The following is a 21,480-nucleotide window of genomic DNA, read 5'->3' on the forward strand; positions in this document are numbered from 1 at the left end:
GTTCATGCAGCGCCCGTTCCGCTTCGGGGTCAGCCTGACCGTCCCCGCGCCCGCCGAGGAGTGGCGCGCCAAGTGCCGCAGGGCCGAGGAGCTCGGCTACGACGTGATCCACGTACCCGACCATCTCGGCATGGTCGCGCCCTTCCCGGCGCTGGTCGCCGCGGCCGCGGTCACCGAACGGCCGCGGCTTGGCACGTTCGTGCTCAACGCGGCCTTCTGGAACCCGGCTTTGCTGGCCCGCGAGGTCGCCACCACCGACGCCCTGACCGGCGGCCGGCTGGAACTGGGGCTCGGCACGGGCTACGTCCAGGCCGAACACGACGCGGCCGGGCTGCCGTTCGGCTCGCCGCGCGAGCGCGTGGACCATCTGCGGCGCATCGTCGAGGAGTTGGACCGGCTGCTCGGCTCGGCCGACCACCTGCCGCAGCCGGTGCAGAAGCGCGTACCGCTGATGATCGGCGGCAACGGCCGGCGGATGATGGGGCTCACCGCCGAGCACGCGGACATCGCGGCGTTCACGGGTGCGCGTCTGGTGCCGGGCAGCGCGACCGGGCGGCTCTCCCCCGTCGCGCCGACGGAGCTTGAGGAGAGCGTGGCCCGCTACCGGCGGCTGGCCGAGGGGCGCGCGGAACCGGCCGAACTCAACCTGCTCATCCAGCTGGTGGCCGTGACCGACGACCGTGCGTCCGCGGTCCGGCCCCTGGCGGAGCGGGTGCCGGACACGACCGTGGAGCAGGCCCTGCGGCTGCCGATCCTGCTGGTCGGCACCGTGGCCGAGATCGTCGCCCAGGTGCGGGCCCAGCGCGAACGGTACGGCTTCTCGTATCTGACGGTCCTGGAGCCGTACATGGAGGAGTTCGCACCGGTCGTCGCGGAACTGCGCGGGCGCTGACGGGACGTCGTACAGGGTGGCCGCTGAAGGGACGTCGTCCGGATGCTGGAATTCCGCCTGATGGACGGGCGGGCGTGATGGGATCGCCGTATGACTGAGCTTCCGCGTATGACCGAGCATCCCCGTATGCCTGAGCTTCGGATACGTGCCGCGACCCCCGCCGACCTCGACACCGTCCTGGCGTTCTGGAAGACGGCCGCCGAGGGCACCAGCATCAGCGACGACCGGGACGGCGTGGAGCGGCTGGTCGAGCGGGACCCCGAAGCCCTGATCCTGGCGGAACGGGACGGCGAGCTGGTCGGCACGGTGATCGCCGGCTTCGACGGATGGCGCTGCCATCTCTACCGGCTGGCGGTGCATCCGCAGCGGCGCCGCCAGGGCATCGGCTCGGCGCTGCTCGCGGCCGCGGAGGAGCGGTTCGTACGGTTCGGTGGGCGGCGCGGGGACGCGATGGTGCTGGTGCGCAACGAGACGGCGCACCATGCATGGAGCGCGGCGGGGTACGCGCCCCAGGAACAGTGGCGGCGCTGGGTCAAGCCGCTCGGCGACTGACCCGCTTTGCCCATCCTTTACCATTGGAGGGCCATACGGTCCTCCCCGCGAGGATCACCCGGTCCGGCATGAAAGGTGTGAGCGTCCGCCCATGGGCGAGCCTCCCCGTAGTAAGCGCTCCGTACGACGTCGCGCGTTCCTCCCCTCCCTGGCCGACGATTGGGCCCTGGCCGACGATGGGACGGAGGTGACGCGATGACCGAAGTGCTCCTGCTGGTGGTGGCGGTCCTGCTGTCGCTCGCCTGCGGCGCCTTCGTCGCCGCCGAGTTCTCCCTGACGACGGTCGAGCGGAGTGAGCTGGAGAGGGCCGCGGAACGCGGCGAGCGCGGCGCCTCCGGGGCCCTCAAGGCCGTACGGAACCTCACGTTCCAGCTCTCCGGCGCGCAGCTCGGTATCACGGTCACCAACCTGGTCGTCGGCATGCTCGCCGAGCCCTCCGTCGCCAAGCTGATCGCGGGCCCGCTGGAGTCCCTCGGCATCTCGCACTCGGCGGCGCGCTCCCTCGCCCTGGTGCTGGGTACGGCGCTGTCGACCCTCTTCCTGATGGTCGTCGGCGAACTGGTGCCCAAGAACTGGGCGATCTCCTCGCCGCTGTCCGTGGCCAGGCGGGTCGGCAACGCCCAGCGCTGGTTCAGCGCCGCCTTCCGCCCGTTCATCAGCCATCTCAACAGCACCGCGAACCATGTGGTGCGCCGCTTCGGCCTGGAGCCCGCGGAGGAGCTGGCCTCCGCGCGCGGCCCCAAGGAGCTCGCGGCGCTGGCCCGGCACTCCGCCAAGGAGGGCGCGCTCGAGCCCGACACCGCCGAGCTGTTCGTGCGCACGCTCAACCTCGCCGACCTGACCGCGGAGAACGTGATGACACCGCGCGTCCAGGTCATCGCCCTCGACACCAAGGCGACCTGCGAGGACGTCGCCAACGCGACCCGGGCCACCGGCCTGTCCCGCTTCCCCGTCTACAGCGGCACGCTCGACGCCGTCGTCGGCACCGCGCACGTCAAGGACGTCGTGGCGATACCGGCCGAGCGCCGCACCCGCACACCGGTCTCCGAGCTGATGCGCGAGCCGCTCCTCGTCCCGGAGACCCTCACCGTCGACCGGCTGCTCGACCGGCTGTCCGGCAGGCGCACCATGGCCGTCGTCATCGACGAGTACGGCGGCACCGCGGGCGTGGCCACGCTGGAGGACATCGTCGAGGAGGTCGTCGGCGAGGTGCGCGACGAACACGACCCGCACGAGACGCCCGACCTGGCCGGCGCGGGCCGCGACGACGAGGGGCGCGCGCTGTTCTCGGCCGACGGCTCCGCACGGATGGACCAGCTCGTACGGGTCGGGCTGCGGGCCCCCGAGGGGCCGTACGAGACGCTGGCCGGCCTCGTGGCGGCGGAGCTGGGCCGCATCCCGGCCGTGGGCGACCGCGTGCAGGTCGCCGGCTGGCAGCTGGACGTCGTGGACGCCTCGGGACGCCGCGCCGCACGCGTGGTGCTGCACGCCCCGCCGGCCGACGCCGACCCGAAGGACGAGCCGGAGGACGCCCGATGACCGCCGTACAGCTGCTGATCGGTCTGGCGACCCTGGTCGTCAACGCCTTCTTCGTCGCCGGCGAGTTCGCGCTGATCTCCGTGCGCCGCTCGCAGATCGAACCGCACGCCGAGGAGGGCGACCGGCGCGCCAGGAGCGTGCTGTGGGGGCTGCAGCACGTGTCCGCGCTGCTGGCCGCCGCACAGCTCGGCATCACGCTGTGCACGCTGGTCCTCGGGATCGTCGCGGAACCCGCCATCGCGCATCTGCTGGAGCCGGTCTTCCACGCCGTGGGTGTGCCCGCGAGCGCGGGGCACGTGGTGTCCTTCGTGATCGCGCTGACCCTGGCGACGTATCTGCACATGCTCCTCGGCGAGATGGTCCCCAAGAACGTCGCCCTGGCCGAACCGGTGCGCAGCGCGCTGCTGCTCGGCCCGCCCCTGATCGCCCTGTCCCGCGCGCTGCGCCCCGTCATCTTCACCGTCAACGCCTTCGCCGGCGCCCTGCTCAAGCTGTTGCGGGTGGAGGCCAAGGACGAGGTCGCGGCCACCTTCTCGGACGCCGAGCTGGCCCGGATCGTGCGCGACTCGGGCGAGGCGGGCCTGATCGACGACCGCGCGCGGGAGCGGCTCAACGACGCGCTGGAGCTGGGCCGCCGCCCGGTGCGCGACGTGGTGCTCCCCCTCGAAGGCGTCGTCTACGCGCGCGTGGGCGTCACTCCGGAGGAACTGGAGCAGCTCTCGGCGCAGTCGGGCTTCTCCCGTTTCCCCGTGGTCGACGACGGACGCCGCATCGTCGGCTATCTGCACGTCAAGGACGCGCTGGACGCCGCCGGCAGGGATGTGCCGTTCCGGGTGCAGGACATGCGGTCCATCGCGAGCGTCCGCGCGGGCACCCCGCTGGACGACGTGCTCACCGCGATGCGCGGCAGCCGTACGCACCTGGCGGCCGTGCTCGGCGACGACGGTCGGCTGGCCGGCCTGGTGACCATGGAGGACGTGCTGAGGGAGCTGTTCGGACAGCGGGCGTGAGCGGTGCGACGCGCCCCGGCGCGAGCGGTGCGGCGGGAGCGCCGGGCCGACCGACCGACGGGTATGCACCCCGGTTATCATCGCTCTCGCCATGCAGAAGAACCCCTCTCACACCAGTCTGGTCGCGCTCGGCGACTCCTTCACCGAAGGCATGTCGGACCTGCTGCCGGACGGCTCCTACCGGGGCTGGGCCGATCTCCTCGCCGCCCGGATGGCCGCGGTGACCCCCGGATTCCGCTACGCCAACCTTGCCGTGCGCGGCAAGCTGATCGGGCAGATCGTCGCCGAGCAGGTCGACGTGGCCGTGGCCATGCGCCCCGACGTGATCACGCTGGTCGGCGGGCTGAACGACACCCTGCGGCCCAAGTGCGACATGGGGCGCGTGCGGGCCCTGCTCACCGAGGCCGTCGAGCGCCTTGCTCCGGCCTGCGAGCAGCTGGTGCTGATGCGCAGCCCGGGCCGCCGCGGGCCGGTCCTGGAGCGCTTCCGGCCGCGCATGGAGGAGCTGTTCACCGTCGTCGACGAGCTGGCCGGGCGGCACGGCGCGGTGGTCGTCGACCTGTACGGGGCGGAGTCGCTCAGCGACCCCCGGATGTGGGACGTGGACCGGCTGCACCTGACGGCCGAGGGCCACCGCAGGGTCGCCGAGGCGGTCTGGCAGACGCTCGGCTACGCCCCCGAGGACGCCGACTGGCACACGCCGATGGCCATGACGCCGCCCCCGGGCTGGGCCAGCCGCCGGGTCGCCGACGTCCGCTTCGCCCGGCAACATCTGCTGCCATGGATCGTCCGCCGCCTGACCGGCCGCTCCTCCGGCGACGGCCTGCCGCCCAAGCGCCCCGAACTGCTGCCCTACGAGGGCCCGGCGACGTAGGCGATCGTCGTGCCGACGCGGGTGACCAACGTCAGGGGCCGCATCCACGAGTGGGGCCCCCGGCTGGAACGCGCCCCCGAGGAGGTCCTCTACGTCGGCCGCCGCTGGACCATGGGCGGCTGGGACCTGCCCCGGCACCCGCTGTTCAACCCCTTCGCCTACGACACCCCTACGCGCCGCCGCGACGGCACCCGCACCGAGGTCATGGCGATGTACCGGGCTTACCTCCTGGAGCGCCCCGACCTGCTCGAACTGGTCCCCGACCTGCGCGGGCGCACGCTCGCCTGCTGGTGCGCGCCGGAGCTCTGCCACGCGAACGTACTGGCGGAGCTCGCCGACTCCGGGCCGGGGTGAACCACTCCCGGGCGGGGGCTCCGGGCTGCGGTGACGCAGGTCTCGTAGCTTCCGACGAACGGGGGCATGGCGCTGGCCTGCACGAATCGCCAGTAGAATCCGTACACGTGACTTCTGCGCCCGCCAAGCCCCGCATCCCGAACGTCCTCGCCGGACGCTACGCCTCCACCGAGCTCGCCGTGCTCTGGTCGCCCGAGCACAAGGTGAAGCTGGAGCGGCAGCTCTGGCTCGCCGTGCTGCGGGCCCAGAAGGACCTCGGCATCGAGGTGCCCGACGAGGCGATCGCCGACTACGAGCGTGTCCTCGACACCGTCGACCTGGCCTCCATCGCCGAGCGCGAGAAGGTCACACGGCACGACGTGAAGGCGCGGATCGAGGAGTTCAACGCCCTCGCCGGGCACGAGCACGTGCACAAGGGGATGACCTCCCGCGACCTCACCGAGAACGTCGAACAGCTGCAGATCCGGCTCTCGCTGGAGCTGATGCGCGACCGCACGGTGGCGGTGCTGGCGCGGCTGGGCAAGCTGGCGGGCGAGTACGCAGAGCTGGTCATGGCCGGCCGCTCGCACAACGTCGCCGCCCAGGCCACGACCCTCGGCAAGCGGTTCGCGACCGCCGCCGACGAGCTGCTGGTGGCGTACGGCCGCGTCGAGGAGCTGCTGGGCCGCTACCCGCTGCGCGGCATCAAGGGCCCGGTCGGCACGGCGCAGGACATGCTGGACCTGCTGGGCGGCGACGCCGGCAAGCTCGCCGAGCTGGAGGACCGGATCGCCCGGCACCTCGGCTTCTCGCAGGCGTTCACCTCGGTCGGACAGGTCTACCCGCGCTCCCTGGACTACGAGGTCGTCACCTCGCTGGTGCAGCTGGCGGCGGCGCCCTCGTCGCTGGCCAAGACCATCCGGCTGATGGCCGGGCACGAGCTGGTCACCGAGGGCTTCAAGCCGGGCCAGGTCGGCTCCTCCGCGATGCCGCACAAGATGAACACGCGGTCCTGCGAGCGCGTCAACGGCCTCATGGTCATCCTGCGCGGCTACGCCTCGATGACCGGCGAGCTGGCGGGCGACCAGTGGAACGAGGGCGACGTGTCCTGCTCGGTGGTGCGCCGGGTGGCGCTGCCGGACGCGTTCTTCGCGCTGGACGGGCTGCTGGAGACGTTCCTGACGGTGCTGGACGAGTTCGGCGCCTTCCCGGCCGTGGTCGCCCGCGAGCTGGACCGCTACCTGCCGTTCCTGGCCACCACGAAGGTGCTGATGGGCGCGGTGCGGGCGGGTGTCGGCCGCGAGGTCGCCCACGAGGCGATCAAGGAGAACGCGGTCGCCTCCGCGCTCGCGATGCGCGAGCAGGGTGCCGAGCGCAACGAACTCCTCGACAAGCTCGCCGCGGACGCCCGCATCCCGCTCGACCGCGCGCAGCTGGATGCGCTGATGGCCGACAAGCTGTCCTTCACGGGTGCGGCCGCCGACCAGGTCGGTGTCGTCGTCGCCCGCATCGAGGAGATCGCCAAGCAGCACCCGGAGGCCGCGGGTTACGCGCCGGGGGCGATCCTCTGACCCGCTTCACCCAGGCAGAACTGGAGGCGGCCCGCGACCGCGTCGTCCCCGACGTGGTCGCGGGCGGCCTCCAGGTCCTGTTCTGCGGCATCAACCCGGGCCTGATGACGGCGGCGACGGGCCATCACTTCGCGCGCCCCGGCAACCGCTTCTGGCCGGTGCTGCATCTGTCCGGCTTCACGCCGAGGCTCATGAAGCCGTCGGAACAAGGCGAGTTGGTGTCGTACGGGCTCGGCATCACGAACGTCGTGGCGCGCGCGACCGCGCGGGCGGACGAGCTGAGCGCGGAGGAGTACCGCGAGGGCGGGCGACTGCTGGCGCTGAAAGTGGCGGAGCTGCGGCCGCGTTGGCTGGCCGTGGTGGGGGTCACGGCCTACCGGGCGGCCTTCGACGACCGCAAGGCCCGCGTGGGGCCGCAGGAGCGGACGATCGGGGACACGCGGGTGTGGGTGCTGCCGAACCCCAGCGGGCTGAACGCGCATTGGACGGCGCAGACCATGGCGGAGGAGTTCGCGCGACTGCGGGTGGCGGCGCAGACCTGAGGGGTCAGTCTCAAGGGGGCAGCCTTGAGGGATCAGTCCTGAGGGGTCAGTGCGGGTCCACCTCGGTGGCTATCGCCAGCAGTTGGAAGGGCAGTTCGGCGTCCCACTGGGATATCCCGAGGGCGATCCAGCGGCCGGACTCGCACTTCCACAGGTGCACGTCGGGCACGTGGTTGCTGAGGGAGCGCCAGGGCTCGTCGATGTCCTCGCCGTCCATGGCGCGCTCGAAGACGCTGTTCAGGCTGAACTCGTCCACCGGTCCCCACCGCTCGCTGAGCAGCGCTCCGAGCCCGTCCCGGTCGGCCTCGAACTGTGCCTCCGTCTCCTCACGCTCGCTGCCCCCGTCCTCGTAGAAGTCCCCGCTGGTCTTTAACTCGGCTATCAGATATCCCGGCGCGTCCGTGCCGATGTCCGTCCTGACGTGCTCCCGGGGGAACTCCCGGACGCACATCTGCTCGACGACGGACAGCCATTTCGCGATGTCCATGTGATGCAGTAAAGCGGGTGGCACTGACAATTGGCGGGCCGTTATGTCGGGTGGGCGTGGCGCGGCTGCCGGAGCGGGGAGTTCCGCTCGCGGGGACGGGCGCGAACGAGCCGGGTTGCCCTCGCACCGGGTCGGCGGCCCGCGTGCCGCGCCGGGCCCGGACGGACCGGCCGGTCAGTCGGTCCTCCCCTGGCACTCGCCGGGCTCCGCCGCGCCGAGTACGATCCGCCCAACACGCGCACGAGCTGGGAGGACGAGACCTTGGGGCAGCTGACCGGCGGGGATCCCTCGCTGCTGCGAAGGATCAACTCCGCGGTGGTGCTGCACGCGCTGCGTGCCACGGACGCGGCGACACTCACCGAGATCACCCGGCTGACCGGGCTGTCCCGGCCGACGGTCGAGGGTGTCGTCGAAGGACTCATCGAGGCGGGCTACGTCATCGAGAAGGCACCCGACGAGAGCGTCGTACGACGGCAGGGGCGGCCCGCGCGGCGGTTCCGGTTCCGGGCCGAGGCGGGGCATCTGCTGGGCCTGGACATCGGGTCGCACCGGGTGGCCGCGCTGCTGGCCGATCTCGACGGACGGGTGCTCGGTTCGGCGGCCAAGGACGTCGACGAGTCGGCTCCCGCCGAGGAGCGTCTGGACCGGCTGCGCACCACCGTGGCCGAGCTGCTGCGCCGGGTCGGGGTCTCGCGCGGCTCGCTGCGGGCCGTGGGGGTCGCCTCCCCCGGGATCGTCGAGGCCGACGGCACGGTGAAGCTGTGCGCGGCGCTGCCCGAGTGGACGGGGCTGCGCCTCGGCGAGCGACTGAGCCGGTCCTTCAAGTGCCCGGTGCTGGTGGAGAACGACGCCAACGCCGCGGCGGTCGCGGAGCACTGGAAGGGCTCGGCCACCGAGTCCGACGACGTGGTGTTCGTGCTGGCGGGGTTGAGCCCGGGGGCCGGATCGCTGATCGGGGGGCAGCTGCACCGGGGGTACGGAGGGGCGGCCGGCGAGATCGGGGCGCTGCATCTGCTGGGCCGCGAGGCGACGCCCGAGACGCTGCTGTCCACCACCGACGAACCGCTGCACCCGCTCGACGAACAGGCGGTCGCCGAGGTCTTCGCACAGGCCCGCGAGGGCGACCAGCGGGCCCTCGCCGCCGTCGAACGCTTCATCCAGCGACTCGTGCACGACGTGGCCGCACTGGTCCTGGCCATGGACCCGGAACTCGTCGTCATCGGCGGCTGGGCGGCCGGCCTGGACGGCGTACTGGACCCACTCCGCCGCGAGTTGGCACGGTACTGCCTACGCCCCCCGAAGGTCGCCCTGTCCCTTCTCGGCGAGGCCGCCGTGGCAACAGGCGCACTCCGACTCGCCCTGGACCACGTAGAGGAGCAACTCTTCGCGGTGGAGGGAACGGTGACGGCGCGACGCTGAGCGCCGGACGGCGACGGGGCCGCGCTCAGCGCCGGACGGTGACGGCGGGGCCTCTGAACGCCGTACGGCCACGGCACGACGCTGACCCGCTCCTCGGCGACGGCAGGCTCTGACCCGCCGCCCGGTATCGAGCGGTCCCCGTAACGCGCGGTGCCCCGCAATGGCTCCGGGGCGCGGTGTTCGCGGCGGTGCGGGTCGGCTACGAGGCCCGGCGTTCGGGGGTCTGGTGGATCTCCACGCCTCCGGAGTCGCCGAAGGTCAGTCGGCAGGTGTCTGCGCGGTAGGTGGCTACGGAGAGGGCCGCGGTGCGGCCGGCGGCGAGGAAGCGGGTGGTGACGACGAGGACGGGCGCCCCTGGCAGGCGGTCCAGTTCCTTGGCGTCGTCCGCGCGGGCGGAGCCCAGCTCCACCGCGCTGTCGCGGCCCTCCAGCTCCAGGCGGTGCAGCTCGCGCAGGACGGCACGCGCGCGTGCCGGTCCGGACGGCGCGTCTATGGCGGACAGGTCGGGCACCGACGACGCCGGGACGTAGAGCAGCTCCGCGGCCACGGGCTGGCCGTGGGAGACGCGGGAGCGCCGCACCGTGTGCACGGCCTCGTCCGGAGCGGTCTCCAGCGCCGCGGCGACCGCGGCGGGCGGTGCCGTGAGCTCGCAGTCCGCGGGCTGCCAGACGTCGCCGGAGACACCCGGCCAGGCGTGCTGCTCGGTGCCGACGGCGACACCCACGCGCGGCGGGGCGACAGTCGTGCCGACTCCGCGCCTGCGCTGCAGCCTGCCCTCCAGCTCCAGCTGCTCCAGCGCTTGGCGGAGCGTGGCGCGGGCGACGCCGAAGCGGGCGGCGAGGTCGCGCTCGTTGGGCAGGATCTCGCCCACGGCGAACTCGGAGTCCAGTGCCTCACTGAGCACGGTCTTGAGGTGCCAGTACTTCGGTTCCGGCACTGTTTCCAACTGCGTGGTCCCCACCCTGTCCTCCGCAATCGCCGTGTTCCGGCGGCGTTTTAGCGCCCTTGTTTATTAAAGGTTGTTGCACTTATCTGCGACCATAGGGCGGCCCAAACCCTTGGTCAAGACCAATCCTGGAACCTGTTCGCACACCGTGAGGCGCTCGCAGCACAGCGTTCACACGGCGTTCGTGCGGCCGGGACGGCCGCAACCTAGGAGGCGGCCAGGGACTGCAGCTTGTCCGGGTTGCGCATGATGTAGACCGACTGGATGCGGCCCTCGTAGACATCCACCTGGAAGACGCTGTCCGGCTTGCCCGCCGACAGGACCAGGATCGCGATGCCTCCGTTGAGCTCCAGGAGGCGGACGGTCGGGTCCGGCACACCCTTCTCCGCGGCCCCGATGAGGAAGCGGCCCACCTTGTCGGCGCTCTCCAGGACCCGCAGCGGCGCCCTGGACTTGCCGCCGCTGTCGCCCACGAGCCGCACGTCGGGTGCGAGCAGTTCCAGGAGCCCTTCCAGGTCGCCCTCCCCGGCGGCGGCGAGGAACCGCTCGGTCAGCTCGCGGCGCCGTGCGGGATCGACCTCGTAGCGCGACCGCCGCTCGTCGACGTGCTTGCGGGCCCGGCCGGCGAGCTGGCGCACCGCAGCCTCGCCGCGTTCGAGCATGGCGGCGATGTCGGCGTACGGGTAGCCGAAGGCCTCCCGCAGGACGAACACCGCGCGCTCCAGGGGCGAGAGCGACTCCAGGACGACCATGACGGCCAGTGAGACGGAGTCGGCGAGTACGGCACGCTCGGCGGCGTCCGGGACGGTGTCGCCGAAGTCGGTCGCATAGGGCTCGGGCAGCCAGGGGCCGACGTAGGCCTCGTTGCGCGCCTTGACCTGGCGCAGCCGGTCGATGGCGAGGCGGGTGGTGATGCGCACCAGATAGGCGCGCGGTTCGCGCACGTCGCCGCGGTCGCCGCCGGACCAGCGCAGCCAGGCCTCCTGCACCACGTCCTCCGCGTCGGCCACCCGCCCGAGCATGCGGTAGGCGACCCCCATCAGTACGGGGCGGTGCTCTTCGAATACGTCGGTCTCGGTTTCGGTCGTCACGGGTCCATCCCAGGGGATGTGTCTGGTTGTGTCCAGGAGAAATCCTCGTGTCCCGGTGCAGAATGGCCCACGATCCGCCGGTGGGCGGCGGTCCGGACGCGGGAGGCAGCCATGCGGTACGCGGTTCTGGGCACGGGCGTGGTGGGCCGGACGCTCGGCACCAAGCTGGTCGAACTCGGCCACGAGGTGACGCTCGGCTCACGCGCCAAGGACAATCCGGGGGCCCTGCAGTGGGCGCGCGAGGCCGGTGCCGGGGCGCGGGCCGGCACCTTCGAGGACGCGGCCTCCACCGCGGAGGTCGTCGTCGTTGCGGTCGGCGGGCGGGTGGCGCTGGCCGCGCTGGAGGCGGCCGGGGCGGCGAACCTCGACGGGAAGGTCCTCGTCGATGTCTCCAACCCCCTCGGGTTCGAGGACGGACAGGTGCGGCTCGACCCCGTCGGGTCGGACAGCACGGGCGAGCAGATCCAGCGCGCATATCCGCACGCGCGCGTGGTGAAGACGCTCAACACCGTCAACTGCGAGGTGATGGTGGCTCCCTCCCTGGTGCCGGGCGAGCACCAGATCTTCGTGTGCGGGGAGGACGCGGGAGCCAAGGAGCAGGTCACCGGCATGCTCGGCGAGTTCGGCTGGCCCGCGCACCGGGTGCTCGACCTGGGCGGCATCGCCTCGTCGCGCGGCGTCGAGATGTTCCTGCCGCTGTGGCTGGACCTCATGCGCACTCTGGGCAAGACGCATTTCAACCTGGAGTTCCACACCGGGAATTGATGTCGGCGCACCTCGGGGCTACCCGTGGGTAGCAATTGCTGACAAGCTGTCTACACGGCGTCCGTCAGCGAGCCCCCCACGAGGAGCAACCCATGTCCGCCACCGTCTCCTTCAAGGTCCCCTCCCCACGCGGCCCGCAGCCCGTGACCGTGTCCTACGCGCGCGTGGGCAGCGGCGAACCGCTGCTCCTGCTGCACGGCATCGGTCATCACCGGCAGGCCTGGGACCCGGTGGTGGACATCCTGGCGACCGAACGCGACGTGATCGCCGTGGACCTGCCCGGCTTCGGGGTCTCCCCCGCTCTGCCCGACGGGCTCGACTACGACCTGCCCACGACGACGGCCCTGTTCGGCGCGTTCTGCGAGGCGCTGGAGCTGGAGCGTCCGCATGTGGCGGGCAACTCGCTCGGCGGTCTGATCGCCCTGGAGCTCGGCCGCGAGAAGCTCGTACGGTCCGTGACCGCGCTGTCCCCGGCCGGGTTCTGGTCGCAGGCCGAGCGGCGCTACGCCTTCGGCATGCTGACCGGGATGCGGCAGATCGCCCGCCGGCTGCCACTGCCCCTGGTGCAGCGGCTGTCGCGCTCGGCGGCAGGCCGGACGATGCTGACGAGCACGATCTACGCCCGCCCCGGCCGCCGTTCACCCGAGGCCGTGGTCGCCGAGACGCTGGCCATCGCGCAGGCGACGGGCTTCGACGCGACCCTGCGGGCCGGGACGACCGTCCAGTTCACCGACGACCTCCCCGGCCTCCCGGTCACCGTGGCCTGGGGCACCCGGGACATGCTGCTCGTGCGCCGTCAGGGGATACGCGCCAAGCAGATGATCCCCCGGGCCCGGCTGGTGCGGCTGCCCGGCTGCGGGCACGTCCCGATGAACGACGACCCGGCGCTGGTCGCCCGCGTCATCCTGGACGGCAGCCGGGTCCCCGCCGCGCGCCGCTGAGGACGCGCGCCCGCGGGTCAACGCACCGGATCCGAGGGCGACTCCGGCGCCGACGAGTGCGCTGCCGAGGGCCTGGGCGGCCCCGTAGGAGCCCGTTCCGGCGAGCGGGGCCGTGCAGGCGGCGGCGACCGGGATGAGGCCGGAGAAGAGCGTCGCGCGCTCGGCGCCGAGCCGCTGCATGCCCATGTACCAGCACACGAAGCCGACGACGGTGACGACCACCGCCTGCCACAGCAGCGCGGCGGTCTCGGTGGCGTCGGGGCGCCGCAGCCACGCCGAGCCGTCTGCGAGCAGCCCGGCCGCCGCGGACTCGACCGCCGCGATGCCGCACACCGTGGCGGACAGCAGCCGGGGCCCCAGTGGCCGCAGGACGGGCACGGCGAGCACGGCGAAGCCGACCTCGCCGACCAGCGCGCAGGCGGACCAGGCGATTCCGGTGCCGTCCGTACGGCCCCACCCCTGGACGGTGAAGGCACCGCAGGCGACCAGCAACGCCCCGCACAGCACGGTGCGTTGGGGCCTGCGGCTGTCGAGGAGCGGGACGACGACCCCCACGACCACGGGCGCGCAGCCCACGAAGACGCCGGGCACGGCCGGTTCGGCGGAGCGCTCGGCCGCGATCACCGCCAGGTTGAAGCCGACCATGCCGACGGCGGCGAGCAGCGCGAGGCGCAGCCACTGGCGGGGCGCGAACGCCCGCAACCGGGCGGCCGCACCTGCCCGGGCCAGGGGCAGGAGCAGCACACAGGCCAGGCCGTAGCGCAGGAACTGGCCGCCCGCGTACGGGTAGTGGCCGAGGACGCTGTTCGCGGTGAAGGACCCGCCGACGAGGACACAGGCGAGCGCGGCGAGCAGGGCCCCGCGCGCGGTGGTGGCGTTCATGGCGGCGACGCTAGGCAGCGCGGCGGTCCGGTTTAAGGTCCATTTCCATGACGCCATCGGAGACCAATCGGCACGAGGCTCGGGGCGCGGCTCGTGACGGGGCCGACGACGGGGCTGGGGCGCCCGACCCGGCCGGGAGCACGGATGCGCCGGGCGGCTCCCCCGCCTGGGAGCTGTTGCTGCCCGCCGTCTCCGCTCCGGCACGCACGCGTGGACGGTCACTGCAGGCGGCGCTGCGCGAGGCGGTGCGCACGGGGAGGCTGGCGCCGGGCACACGGCTGCCGTCGAGCCGCGACCTCGCCGCCGACCTCGGGGTGTCACGGGGGCTGATCACCGAGGCGTACGAGCAGTTGACGGCGGAGGGCTATCTGCGCAGCGGGCGAGGCGCGGGCACCTGGGTCGGGGGTGCCGTGCGCGCCGCGCCGCCACGCGCGCGTGACCTCGCTCCGCGCTCCCCCGGTACGCGCGCCGACTTCGTGGCGGGCACGCCGGACCTGTCGCTGTTCCCGCGCTCCGCCTGGGCCGCGGCACAGCGCGCCGTCCTGACGGAGCTGCCCCACCACGACCTCGGGTATCCCGATCCGCGCGGGCTGCCACGGCTGCGTACCGCGCTGGCGGAACTGTTGGCGCGCCGCCGGGGCGTGGTCGCGGACCCGGAGCGGATCGTCGTCGTCTCCGGGGTGGCGCAGGCGACGGCCCTGCTCGGATTCGTGCTCCACGCGCGCGGGGTGCGCACCATCGGCGTCGAGGATCCCGGAAGCCCTCAGCACGACGCCCTGTACGCCTCGGCCGGCGTCACCACCGTGCCGCTGCCGCTGGACGGCGAGGGAGTCGTCGTAGGACCGCTCCGGGAGTCGGGCGTGCGGGCCGTGGTGACGACGCCCTCCCACCAGTTCCCCACCGGAATCGCCTACTCCGCGCGCCGCCGCACTGAACTGCTCCAGTGGGCGCGCTCCGTGGACGGCATGGTCCTGGAGGACGACTACGACGGCGACTTCCGCTACGACCGCGCCCCCGTGGGCGCGCTGCAGGGCCTCGACCCGGAGCACGTGGCCTACGCCGGTTCGGTCAGCAAGTCGCTCGCGCCGGGTCTGAGGCTGGGCTGGCTGCTCATACCGGAGTCGCTGGCCGACGAGGTGATCGAGCGCAAGCGCACCATGGATCTGGGCCATCCCACCCTCGACCAGGCGCTGTTCGCCCGCTTCGTCGAGCACGGCGACTACGACCGGCAACTGCGCCGCTGCCAGCGCGCGTACCGCGAACGGCGCGACACGCTGGTGGCCGCCCTGGAGGAGCACTTCCCGGGCTCGCAGGTCGCCGGCATCGCGGCGGGGCTGCACGTCATCGCCGCGTTCCCGCGCCGGTACGGCCCGCAGGACGTCTTCCTGGCTCGCATGGCCGCGGCCGGAATCGCCGTACGCCCGTTGACGGACTACACGCACGCGCGTGCCGGACACGACGACGACGGGGACGTACGGCTCGTCCTCGTGTACGCGCATCTCTCACCCGCACGGATCCGGGCGGGCGTGCGGCTGATGGCGGGTGCCGCGGAGGCGGCCTGACCGGTACCGGAGCCGTGCCGGAGCGGCCGTACGGCTTGTTCCTTCCGCTTCGAAGCCCCCTCCCCGGCATGCCGGTTCCGTTGCCTCCGGGGTCAGTTGTTCACTTGGGGTTTCCGTGCGCGCTGCGGCGCACCAGTAGTTGTGGCATCGCACACTGGCCGGATCCCGTCCCTGGAGGCGCATCCATGTCACACCGTCTGTTCCCGGGCCGCCGCAGCGTGCTGCGCGGCACCCTCGCCGCTTCGGCGGCGCTGACCGTGCCCACCGCCCTCGGCGCGGCACCCGCCTTCGCCCTCTCGGGACGCCCCAAGGCAGACTGGGGCGTGCAGGCAGGAGACGTGACCGCCGACTCGGGCCTGGTGTGGGTGCGCTCCGACCGCCCGGCCCGGATGATCGTCGAGACGTCCGCGACGGAGTCGTTCCGCGCACCGCACCGCTGGCACGGCCCGCTGCTCGGTGCGGACTCGGACTTCACCGGCACGACCCGGCTGCACGGTCTGCCCTCGGGCGAGCAGATCCACTACCGCGTGCTGCTCGCCGACCCTGACGACCCGCGCCGCACCGGCGAGCCGGTGACCGGCACGTTCCGCACGGCGCCCGCGAGACGGCGCGACGGCGTCAAGTTCGTGTGGTCCGGCGACCTGGCGGGCCAGGGCTGGGGCATCAACGAGTCCATCGGCGGCTACCGGATCTTCGACGCCATGGCGCGCACGGACCCGGACTTCTTCCTGTGCAGCGGCGACAACATCTATGCCGACGGCGCCCTTTCGGCGACCCAGGCGCTGCCCGACGGCAGCCTGTACCGCAATGTCACCACAGAGGCGAAGTCGCACGTCGCGGTCACCCTCGACGACTTCCGCGGGAACTTCCGCTACAACCTGCTGGACCAGGCGCTGCGCCGGTTCAACGCGCAGGTGCCAGGCGTCATCCAGTGGGACGACCACGAGGTCCGCAACAACTGGTACCCGGGCGAGGTCATCGCCACCGGCACCCCCTACCCGGCCGGCACCCGCCTCGACGACCTGGCCGTGCGTTCCCGGCGGGCCTTCTCCGAGTACTTCCCCATCTCGACCATCAGCGGCCGCCCGGACGGCCGGATCTACCGCGTCCACCACCACGGCCCGCTGCTCGACGTCTTCGTGCTCGACATGCGCACGTACCGCAACGCCAACTCGTCCGACGACCAGACAGTCGACCCGCAGGGCATTCTCGGCGCCGAGCAGCTGGAATGGCTCAAGCGCGAGCTGTCGCGGTCGCGGGCGGTGTGGAAGGTCATCGCCGCCGACATGCCGCTCGGCCTCGTCGTGCCCGACACGAACGAGGGCAAGGCCAACATCGAGGCCGTCGCCCAGGGCGACCCGGGCGCGCCGCTGGGCCGCGAACTGCAGATCGCGGAGCTCCTGCGGTACATCAAGCACCGCCGCATCACCGGCACGGTGTGGCTGACCGCGGACGTTCACTACACCTCGGCCCAGCACTACGACCCCTCGCGCGCCGCGTTCAAGGACTTCGAGCCGTTCTGGGAGTTCGTGTCCGGGCCGCTGAACGCGGGCTCGTTCCCGGCCAACGCGCTGGACGGCACCTTCGGCCCGGACCGGGTGTTCGTCAAGGCGCCGACCGCTTCGAACGTCTCGCCGGCCGAGGGTTACCAGTTCTTCGGCGAGGTCGACATCGACGGCGGCAGCGGAGAGCTGACGGTGCGGCTGCGCGAGTACGACGGCACGGTGCTGTTCACCAAATCGCTGCAGCCGGGCCGCGTAGGCCAGTAGCTCCCGTACCCTTTCCGGTGGGCCGCGTACCGGCGTCATCCCCCGGTGCGCGGCCTTCGCGCGTCCGGCGGCCCGTCTGAGCCGGAGCCGCGAACTCGTCCCGGCACGACTGTTCTTGCAGGTCGGAACGGATTGTCAGTGGTCGGCCCTACGGTTTTTCCATGACGCGATCTTTGCAGGCCGTGGCCTATCGACGACCCTCCGTGCTGGAGTCCTCGGCGGGCGAACGACGCCTGGGACTGGAGACCTCGCAGGGTGCCACACCCCGCGGGGCCGAAGACCATCCCCGTTTCTTCGCGGGCTTCCTGACGTCCCCTCAGGTGGCCGCCGCGGGACTGCTCGCCGTGGCGGACGTGGCCGCCGCGCGCTACTACCAGCGGCAGCTGAGCGCCTCGCTCGACCCGGTGGTGACGGGCAACGGCGACCGGCTGCGCTTCGAGTCCTTCTCGGGCTGCTGCGGGGTGTACGCCCGGCTGGACGTGCTGGAGCCAGGCCTGGACGGCAGCCAGGTGGGCCACGGCACGACGAACGTCGACGTCAACAACCCACTGCGCGAGGCCCTCTCCCGGATCGGCTCCGACGATCCGCTGCATCTGCGGGTCGGGCCCGAGGAGTTGGCCGTGACGACGCTGGACGGCCCGGTCGTGGAGAAGAAGGTGCCGCTGCCGGACCGGTGGCTGCGGGGGTTCGCGGAGGCCCAGGTAATCGCGGGCGGCTTCGATCTGCGGGCCGAGCTGCCCGCGGCCGAGGCCGTGCGGTTCCTGCGTTCGCTGCCGCGCGGCGGCGGGCGGGGCGCCGCAACGGGCCCGCGGTGGGTGGTGCCGGCGGGCGGCACCCTGCGCCCGACCACCCGGCCGGTACCCGGCGCGGTGTGCCTGCCCGGCCCGGAGCGGCTGATCGCGCTCCAGCGCGTCCTGCGGCACGCGACGGCGCTGCGGGTCTACGGTCCCGCGGCCGCGGGCACCGCCTCCGCGGCGAGCGCGTGGGAGGCCGTCCTGCCCGGGATGCGGTTGACGCTCACGCTGTCGCCGGACGCCTCGCGCGGGTTCTCCGGGGAGGGCGGTGTCCTCGACGCGCTCGCCACCGACGAGGCCGCCGAGGACGCGGAGCTGATCTCGGTGCTGCTCGCCTGGGAGCCGCGTATCGACGTGTCCGATCTGGCCGCCTCCTCCGGCCTCACGGCCGAGCGGGTCCGCGCCGCCCTGATCCGTCTGGGCACCTCGGGCCGGGTGGGCTACGACACGGCGGAGGCGGCCTACTTCCACCGTGAACTGCCCTACGACGCCGAGCGGGTGGAGCGGCACAACCCGAGACTGCGTTCGGCCCGGGCGCTGGTGGCCGCGGGCGCGGTCACGCTGGACGGCTCCCTCGGGACGGTGACGGCGGAGGACGGTCATGTGCACCGGGTGCGGGACGAGTCGGGGGTGCTCAGCTGCAGCTGCCTGTGGTGGGCGAAGTACCGCGGCGGCCGGGGGCCGTGCAAGCACGCGCTGGCGGTGCGGATGGTGCGGCGCGGCGGCACCGCGGTGGAGCAGGGCAGGACACGGGTCGACGGGGGTGTGCGATGAATGCGCTGATGGATGCGGTACGGGCGGGGCGGACGGCCGAGGCGGTGAGCCTGCTCGACGAGATGACGGATGCCGAACGGCGCGCGGTCTTCGGGCAGTTGAAGGCGCTGCGCAAGGAGCTGCGGGCGGCTCCCTGGGATGCCGCCTCGCGGCGCGCGTATCCGCCGCTGTATGTGGCCGGGGTGGCGTGCCAGACGGGCGCGGCGGCCGTGGCGGCCTGGATCGCCGCCGCCGACATGCGCTGGTCCGGCATTGCACCGGCACTGCTGCTGCGCATCCTGGGCGACCGTGATCCGAAGTGGCTCGCCGACGTCACCCACCGGCTGGCCGAGCGGCCGGCGAGCGCCGATGTGCCGTACGAACTGATGGCGGGCCTGGTGCGGCTGTCGGGCTGCCCGGTGCCGACCACCGATGCCTATGTGCGGGGCTGGCTGGGCCACGTCGGCGCGACCTGGCAGCGCGAGGAGACGGTGCTGAACCGGCTGCGGCAGGACCCGTATCTGCCGCAGCTCGTGGCCGCGCTCTTCGAGACCGACGACATCGGCGGCTTCTTCGGGTGGCTGGCGGGCGACGGCCCCAACAGCTGGTACGGCGCGCTCACCCAGCTCGCCGCCGAGGGCACCCTCGACCGCGGGGCGATGATCGACGCCTGCGTGGCCCGGCTGCTGCGGGGCGGCTCGGCCGCCGATCAGCGGGCGTTTCTGCGCCTGTTGAAGGATCTCTCCCTCACGCCCGAGGAGCAGCGGGCACGGATCGCCGACTGGCTGGCCCTCGCCTCCGACGCGGTTTCGCCGGTCGCCTCGTACGCCCAGTCGGTGTTGGGCGGCCTCGCCCTGGACGGCGGGCCGACGCCGCGGCAGCTGGCGGAGATGTCCGACGCGGTGCTGTTCCGCCCCGAGAAGAAGCTGGTGCGCGCCCAGCTCATCCTGCTCGGGAAGATCCTCACCCGCGACGCCTCCACCGCCGAGGAGCTGCTGCCCGCCGTCGCGCAGGCCTTCGGTCACGAGGACTCCGAGGTGCAGGAGCGGGCGCTGAAGCTGGTGGAACGCCATCTGAAGAAGGCCGAGTCGGCGGAGGTACGGGCCCAACTGACGTCGGCTGCCGACCAGTTGATCCCCGCCCTCCGCATCCGGGCGGTGCGGACGCTGGGGGCCGAGCAGGCCGGGCCCGAACCTTTCGCCTACGAGGAGATGCTGCCGCCGGCACCGGAGCCGGTCCGGCTCGCGCCCGCCCCGGAGTCGGCGGCGGAACTCACCGAGGAGGTGGGGGCGCTGATGGCATCGGAGGGGGACGTGGCCGCGTTCGAGCGGGCACTGGACGGCCTCGTGCGCCATGCCCACCGGGACCGTGACGCTCTCCGCGAAGCGCTCACGCCCGTGGTCACCCGCCGCTGGTGGAACAGCACTGATCCCGGACATGTCATGCGCGCCGACGACCACTTCGGCCGTGGCAACCGCGTGCACAGCGCCGCCGACGGGCTCGATCTCCTTCTCGCCGCCCTCCATGGACGTGTGCACACCGCGACGCTTCTGAGGTCGGTCCAGCGGGGCACGGCGGCCGAGGCCTGTGTGCACAGCCCGCTCTCCCGGGCCTTCGAAGCCCGCCTGTGGGAGGTGGCCTACCGGCTGCGGACCGACCCGCTGCCGTTCCTGCTGTCGACGCCCACCTGGGGCACGGGCCTGCTGGAGCCGGACGAACTGGTGGACCGCCTCGCCGAGTACGGCCGCCTGGGCGCCCGTGTCGGCTCGGCGGACTTCGCGCAGGCGCTGCTGCGGGTGCGGCGCGAGGACGGGGCCGCGACCGAGGCGGCCGCCGGGCGTGCGGCGGCGCTCGGCACGGCAGAGGGCACGCGTCTCGCCCGCCGGCTCACCCATCAGGGCCCGGAACTTCCGGTTGCCAGGCGGCGGATCTCGGGCGACCGCATCCTGCTCGAATGCGGTGAACTCCCTGAGCTGCAGGAGGACTTCCCGGCGGAGTTCCGCCCGCTCGGCCGGCCGGTGAGCGTCTACGGGCAGCGCTGGTACTGCTACCACTGGGCCGAGGACCTACGCCGCCACTGGCTGGCGCTGCTGCCCGAGCGGCGCGAGCTGGTGGCCGTGCGGCTGCTGCGCGACGTGTCCACCGCGGCCGCCGACGACATACGGGGAGCCGCCGCGTTCCTGCCGCTGCTGGCCGAGTCGGGAGGTGCGGCGGGCGAGGCCGTGCATCTGTGCCTGGCGTACGGTCTCGGTGCCCGGCACCCCGAGGACCGGCTCGCCGCGGTGGACGCGCTGCTGACACTGGCAGCGCGCGGACAACTCGACGCGGCCCGACTGGGCGCGGATCTGGGGCAGTTGATACGCCGCGGGGCCGTCAAGCCGCTGCGGCTCGCGGAGTCGGCGCGGACTGCGGCGGCCACGGGCGCCAACGCCACGATCTGGGGCATGCTGCGGCACACCCTGCCCGTGCTGCTGGCCGAAATCGCGGTGGGCGGCATGAGCGCGTCGGCCCGCGGGCTCGGTGATCTGCTGGCGGTGGCAGCGGAGTGCGCCGAGCGTTGCGGGGCGCGGGGCGAACTGCCGCACCTGGCGCAGGCGGCACAGCGCCGCGGCTCGTCCCGGCTGGTGTCCCAGGCCCGCCGCCTGCGAACCGCGCTCGCGCCGGAGCGGGCGGCCTGATGGTGTGCGGCACGCGAGCGACGGGAGCGCGGAAGGAACAGGGCAGCGGGAGCAACAGTCAAAAGTTTGACAAAAGGAGC

General features: G+C 72.9%; 18 protein-coding genes and 1 pseudogene. 15 read left to right on the forward strand and 4 right to left on the reverse strand.

Annotated features, from left to right (window positions below; all coding sequences use genetic code 11):
- The first annotated feature begins 4 nt into the window (after positions 1–4).
- The 8 genes from JYK17_RS01415 (at position 5) to mug (ending at position 7,313) form a co-directional block, all read left to right on the forward strand.
- Positions 5–892, forward strand: coding sequence for an LLM class F420-dependent oxidoreductase (locus tag JYK17_RS01415; RefSeq protein ID WP_128803766.1), 888 nt, complete (start codon positions 5–7; stop codon positions 890–892).
- 126 nt (positions 893–1,018) lie between these two features.
- On the forward strand, positions 1,019–1,444 hold the full coding sequence (locus tag JYK17_RS01420; RefSeq protein WP_108010176.1) for a GNAT family N-acetyltransferase: 426 nt from the start codon (positions 1,019–1,021) through the stop codon (positions 1,442–1,444).
- Between the two features lie 195 nt (positions 1,445–1,639).
- A complete protein-coding gene (locus tag JYK17_RS01425) occupies positions 1,640–2,983 on the forward strand; it encodes a hemolysin family protein (RefSeq protein ID WP_222809585.1) in 1,344 nt (447 codons plus the stop codon).
- A complete protein-coding gene (locus JYK17_RS01430; RefSeq protein WP_108009911.1) occupies positions 2,980–3,993 on the forward strand; it encodes a hemolysin family protein in 1,014 nt (337 codons plus the stop codon). The genes JYK17_RS01425 and JYK17_RS01430 overlap by 4 nt, the downstream gene beginning before the upstream one ends.
- 91 nt (positions 3,994–4,084) lie before the next feature.
- Positions 4,085–4,867, forward strand: a complete 783-nt coding sequence (locus JYK17_RS01435) for an SGNH/GDSL hydrolase family protein (RefSeq protein ID WP_108009913.1) — start codon at positions 4,085–4,087, stop codon at positions 4,865–4,867.
- 9 nt (positions 4,868–4,876) lie between these two features.
- The gene (locus JYK17_RS01440) at positions 4,877–5,221 is read left to right on the forward strand and encodes a DUF4326 domain-containing protein (protein ID WP_108009915.1); all 345 of its coding nucleotides are present in this window, start codon (positions 4,877–4,879) and stop codon (positions 5,219–5,221) included.
- Between the two features lie 107 nt (positions 5,222–5,328).
- A complete protein-coding gene (gene purB / locus JYK17_RS01445; protein WP_128803761.1) occupies positions 5,329–6,771 on the forward strand; it encodes an adenylosuccinate lyase in 1,443 nt (480 codons plus the stop codon).
- Positions 6,768–7,313 (forward strand): G/U mismatch-specific DNA glycosylase, encoded by a 546-nt coding sequence (mug, locus tag JYK17_RS01450; protein WP_108010178.1) that lies wholly within the window; start codon positions 6,768–6,770, stop codon positions 7,311–7,313. The genes purB and mug overlap by 4 nt, the downstream gene beginning before the upstream one ends.
- 46 nt (positions 7,314–7,359) lie before the next feature.
- On the opposite strand, the gene JYK17_RS01455 is transcribed toward mug, so the two are convergent.
- Positions 7,360–7,800 carry a hypothetical protein gene (locus tag JYK17_RS01455; protein WP_108009919.1) on the reverse strand — a complete coding sequence of 147 codons (441 nt, stop codon included), beginning with the start codon at positions 7,798–7,800 and terminating at the stop codon, positions 7,360–7,362.
- A gap of 261 nt (positions 7,801–8,061) precedes the next feature.
- Between JYK17_RS01455 and JYK17_RS01460 the strand changes: the two genes are divergently transcribed.
- Positions 8,062–9,219 carry an ROK family protein gene (locus JYK17_RS01460; RefSeq protein ID WP_108009921.1) on the forward strand — a complete coding sequence of 386 codons (1,158 nt, stop codon included), beginning with the start codon at positions 8,062–8,064 and terminating at the stop codon, positions 9,217–9,219.
- Between the two features lie 199 nt (positions 9,220–9,418).
- On the opposite strand, the gene JYK17_RS01465 is transcribed toward JYK17_RS01460, so the two are convergent.
- Positions 9,419–10,180: a GntR family transcriptional regulator gene (locus tag JYK17_RS01465; RefSeq protein WP_128803759.1), complete on the reverse strand. Its 762-nt coding sequence runs from the start codon at positions 10,178–10,180 to the stop codon at positions 9,419–9,421.
- Between the two features lie 191 nt (positions 10,181–10,371).
- The gene (locus JYK17_RS01470; RefSeq protein ID WP_128803758.1) at positions 10,372–11,256 is read right to left on the reverse strand and encodes an RNA polymerase sigma-70 factor; all 885 of its coding nucleotides are present in this window, start codon (positions 11,254–11,256) and stop codon (positions 10,372–10,374) included.
- A gap of 111 nt (positions 11,257–11,367) precedes the next feature.
- Here JYK17_RS01470 and JYK17_RS01475 point away from each other — a divergent pair, with 111 nt between their 5' ends.
- Together JYK17_RS01475 and JYK17_RS01480 are read left to right on the forward strand one after the other, a co-directional pair.
- Complete coding sequence (locus JYK17_RS01475; RefSeq protein ID WP_222809586.1) at positions 11,368–12,021, forward strand: NADPH-dependent F420 reductase; 654 nt, start codon at positions 11,368–11,370, stop codon at positions 12,019–12,021.
- Positions 12,022–12,113: 92 nt separating this feature from the next.
- On the forward strand, positions 12,114–12,962 hold the full coding sequence (locus tag JYK17_RS01480) for an alpha/beta fold hydrolase (RefSeq protein ID WP_222809587.1): 849 nt from the start codon (positions 12,114–12,116) through the stop codon (positions 12,960–12,962).
- A gap of 45 nt (positions 12,963–13,007) precedes the next feature.
- Here JYK17_RS01480 and JYK17_RS01485 read toward each other — a convergent pair.
- Positions 13,008–13,901 (reverse strand): annotated as a pseudogene (locus JYK17_RS01485) (EamA family transporter); the annotation flags it as partial.
- Here JYK17_RS01485 and pdxR point away from each other — a divergent pair.
- The 4 genes from pdxR to JYK17_RS01505 all read left to right on the forward strand — a co-directional run bounded on the left by pdxR (position 13,892) and on the right by JYK17_RS01505 (position 21,400).
- Complete coding sequence (gene pdxR, locus JYK17_RS01490; RefSeq protein ID WP_234547501.1) at positions 13,892–15,406, forward strand: MocR-like pyridoxine biosynthesis transcription factor PdxR; 1,515 nt, start codon at positions 13,892–13,894, stop codon at positions 15,404–15,406. The pseudogene JYK17_RS01485 and the gene pdxR overlap by 10 nt on opposite strands.
- Positions 15,407–15,591: 185 nt before the next feature.
- A complete protein-coding gene (locus JYK17_RS01495) occupies positions 15,592–17,175 on the forward strand; it encodes an alkaline phosphatase D family protein (RefSeq protein ID WP_222809588.1) in 1,584 nt (527 codons plus the stop codon).
- 161 nt (positions 17,176–17,336) lie between these two features.
- Positions 17,337–18,743, forward strand: coding sequence for an SWIM zinc finger family protein (locus tag JYK17_RS01500; protein WP_222809589.1), 1,407 nt, complete (start codon positions 17,337–17,339; stop codon positions 18,741–18,743).
- Positions 18,740–21,400, forward strand: a complete 2,661-nt coding sequence (locus tag JYK17_RS01505; protein ID WP_222809590.1) for a DUF7824 domain-containing protein — start codon at positions 18,740–18,742, stop codon at positions 21,398–21,400. Before JYK17_RS01500 ends, JYK17_RS01505 begins: the two co-directional genes overlap by 4 nt.
- Positions 21,401–21,480: the final 80 nt, after the last annotated feature.

The sequence above is a fragment of the Streptomyces plumbidurans genome (genome assembly GCF_019857225.1).
GTDB lineage: Bacteria > Actinomycetota > Actinomycetes > Streptomycetales > Streptomycetaceae > Streptomyces > Streptomyces plumbidurans.

Excerpts from the sequence above, each read along its gene's own strand:
- JYK17_RS01495 (WP_222809588.1), top strand. The coding sequence starts at position 15,592 with ATGTCACACCGTCTGTTCCCGGGCCGCCGCAGCGTGCTGCGCGGCACC.
- JYK17_RS01455 (WP_108009919.1), bottom strand. The coding sequence starts at position 7,800 with ATGGACATCGCGAAATGGCTGTCCGTCGTCGAGCAGATGTGCGTCCGG.
- pdxR (WP_234547501.1), top strand. The coding sequence starts at position 13,892 with ATGACGCCATCGGAGACCAATCGGCACGAGGCTCGGGGCGCGGCTCGT.
- JYK17_RS01415 (WP_128803766.1), top strand. The coding sequence starts at position 5 with ATGCAGCGCCCGTTCCGCTTCGGGGTCAGCCTGACCGTCCCCGCGCCC.
- JYK17_RS01505 (WP_222809590.1), top strand. The coding sequence starts at position 18,740 with ATGAATGCGCTGATGGATGCGGTACGGGCGGGGCGGACGGCCGAGGCG.
- JYK17_RS01430 (WP_108009911.1), top strand. The coding sequence starts at position 2,980 with ATGACCGCCGTACAGCTGCTGATCGGTCTGGCGACCCTGGTCGTCAAC.
- JYK17_RS01475 (WP_222809586.1), top strand. The coding sequence starts at position 11,368 with ATGCGGTACGCGGTTCTGGGCACGGGCGTGGTGGGCCGGACGCTCGGC.
- JYK17_RS01425 (WP_222809585.1), top strand. The coding sequence starts at position 1,640 with ATGACCGAAGTGCTCCTGCTGGTGGTGGCGGTCCTGCTGTCGCTCGCC.
- JYK17_RS01500 (WP_222809589.1), top strand. The coding sequence starts at position 17,337 with ATGACGCGATCTTTGCAGGCCGTGGCCTATCGACGACCCTCCGTGCTG.
- JYK17_RS01420 (WP_108010176.1), top strand. The coding sequence starts at position 1,019 with ATGCCTGAGCTTCGGATACGTGCCGCGACCCCCGCCGACCTCGACACC.
- JYK17_RS01435 (WP_108009913.1), top strand. The coding sequence starts at position 4,085 with ATGCAGAAGAACCCCTCTCACACCAGTCTGGTCGCGCTCGGCGACTCC.
- JYK17_RS01480 (WP_222809587.1), top strand. The coding sequence starts at position 12,114 with ATGTCCGCCACCGTCTCCTTCAAGGTCCCCTCCCCACGCGGCCCGCAG.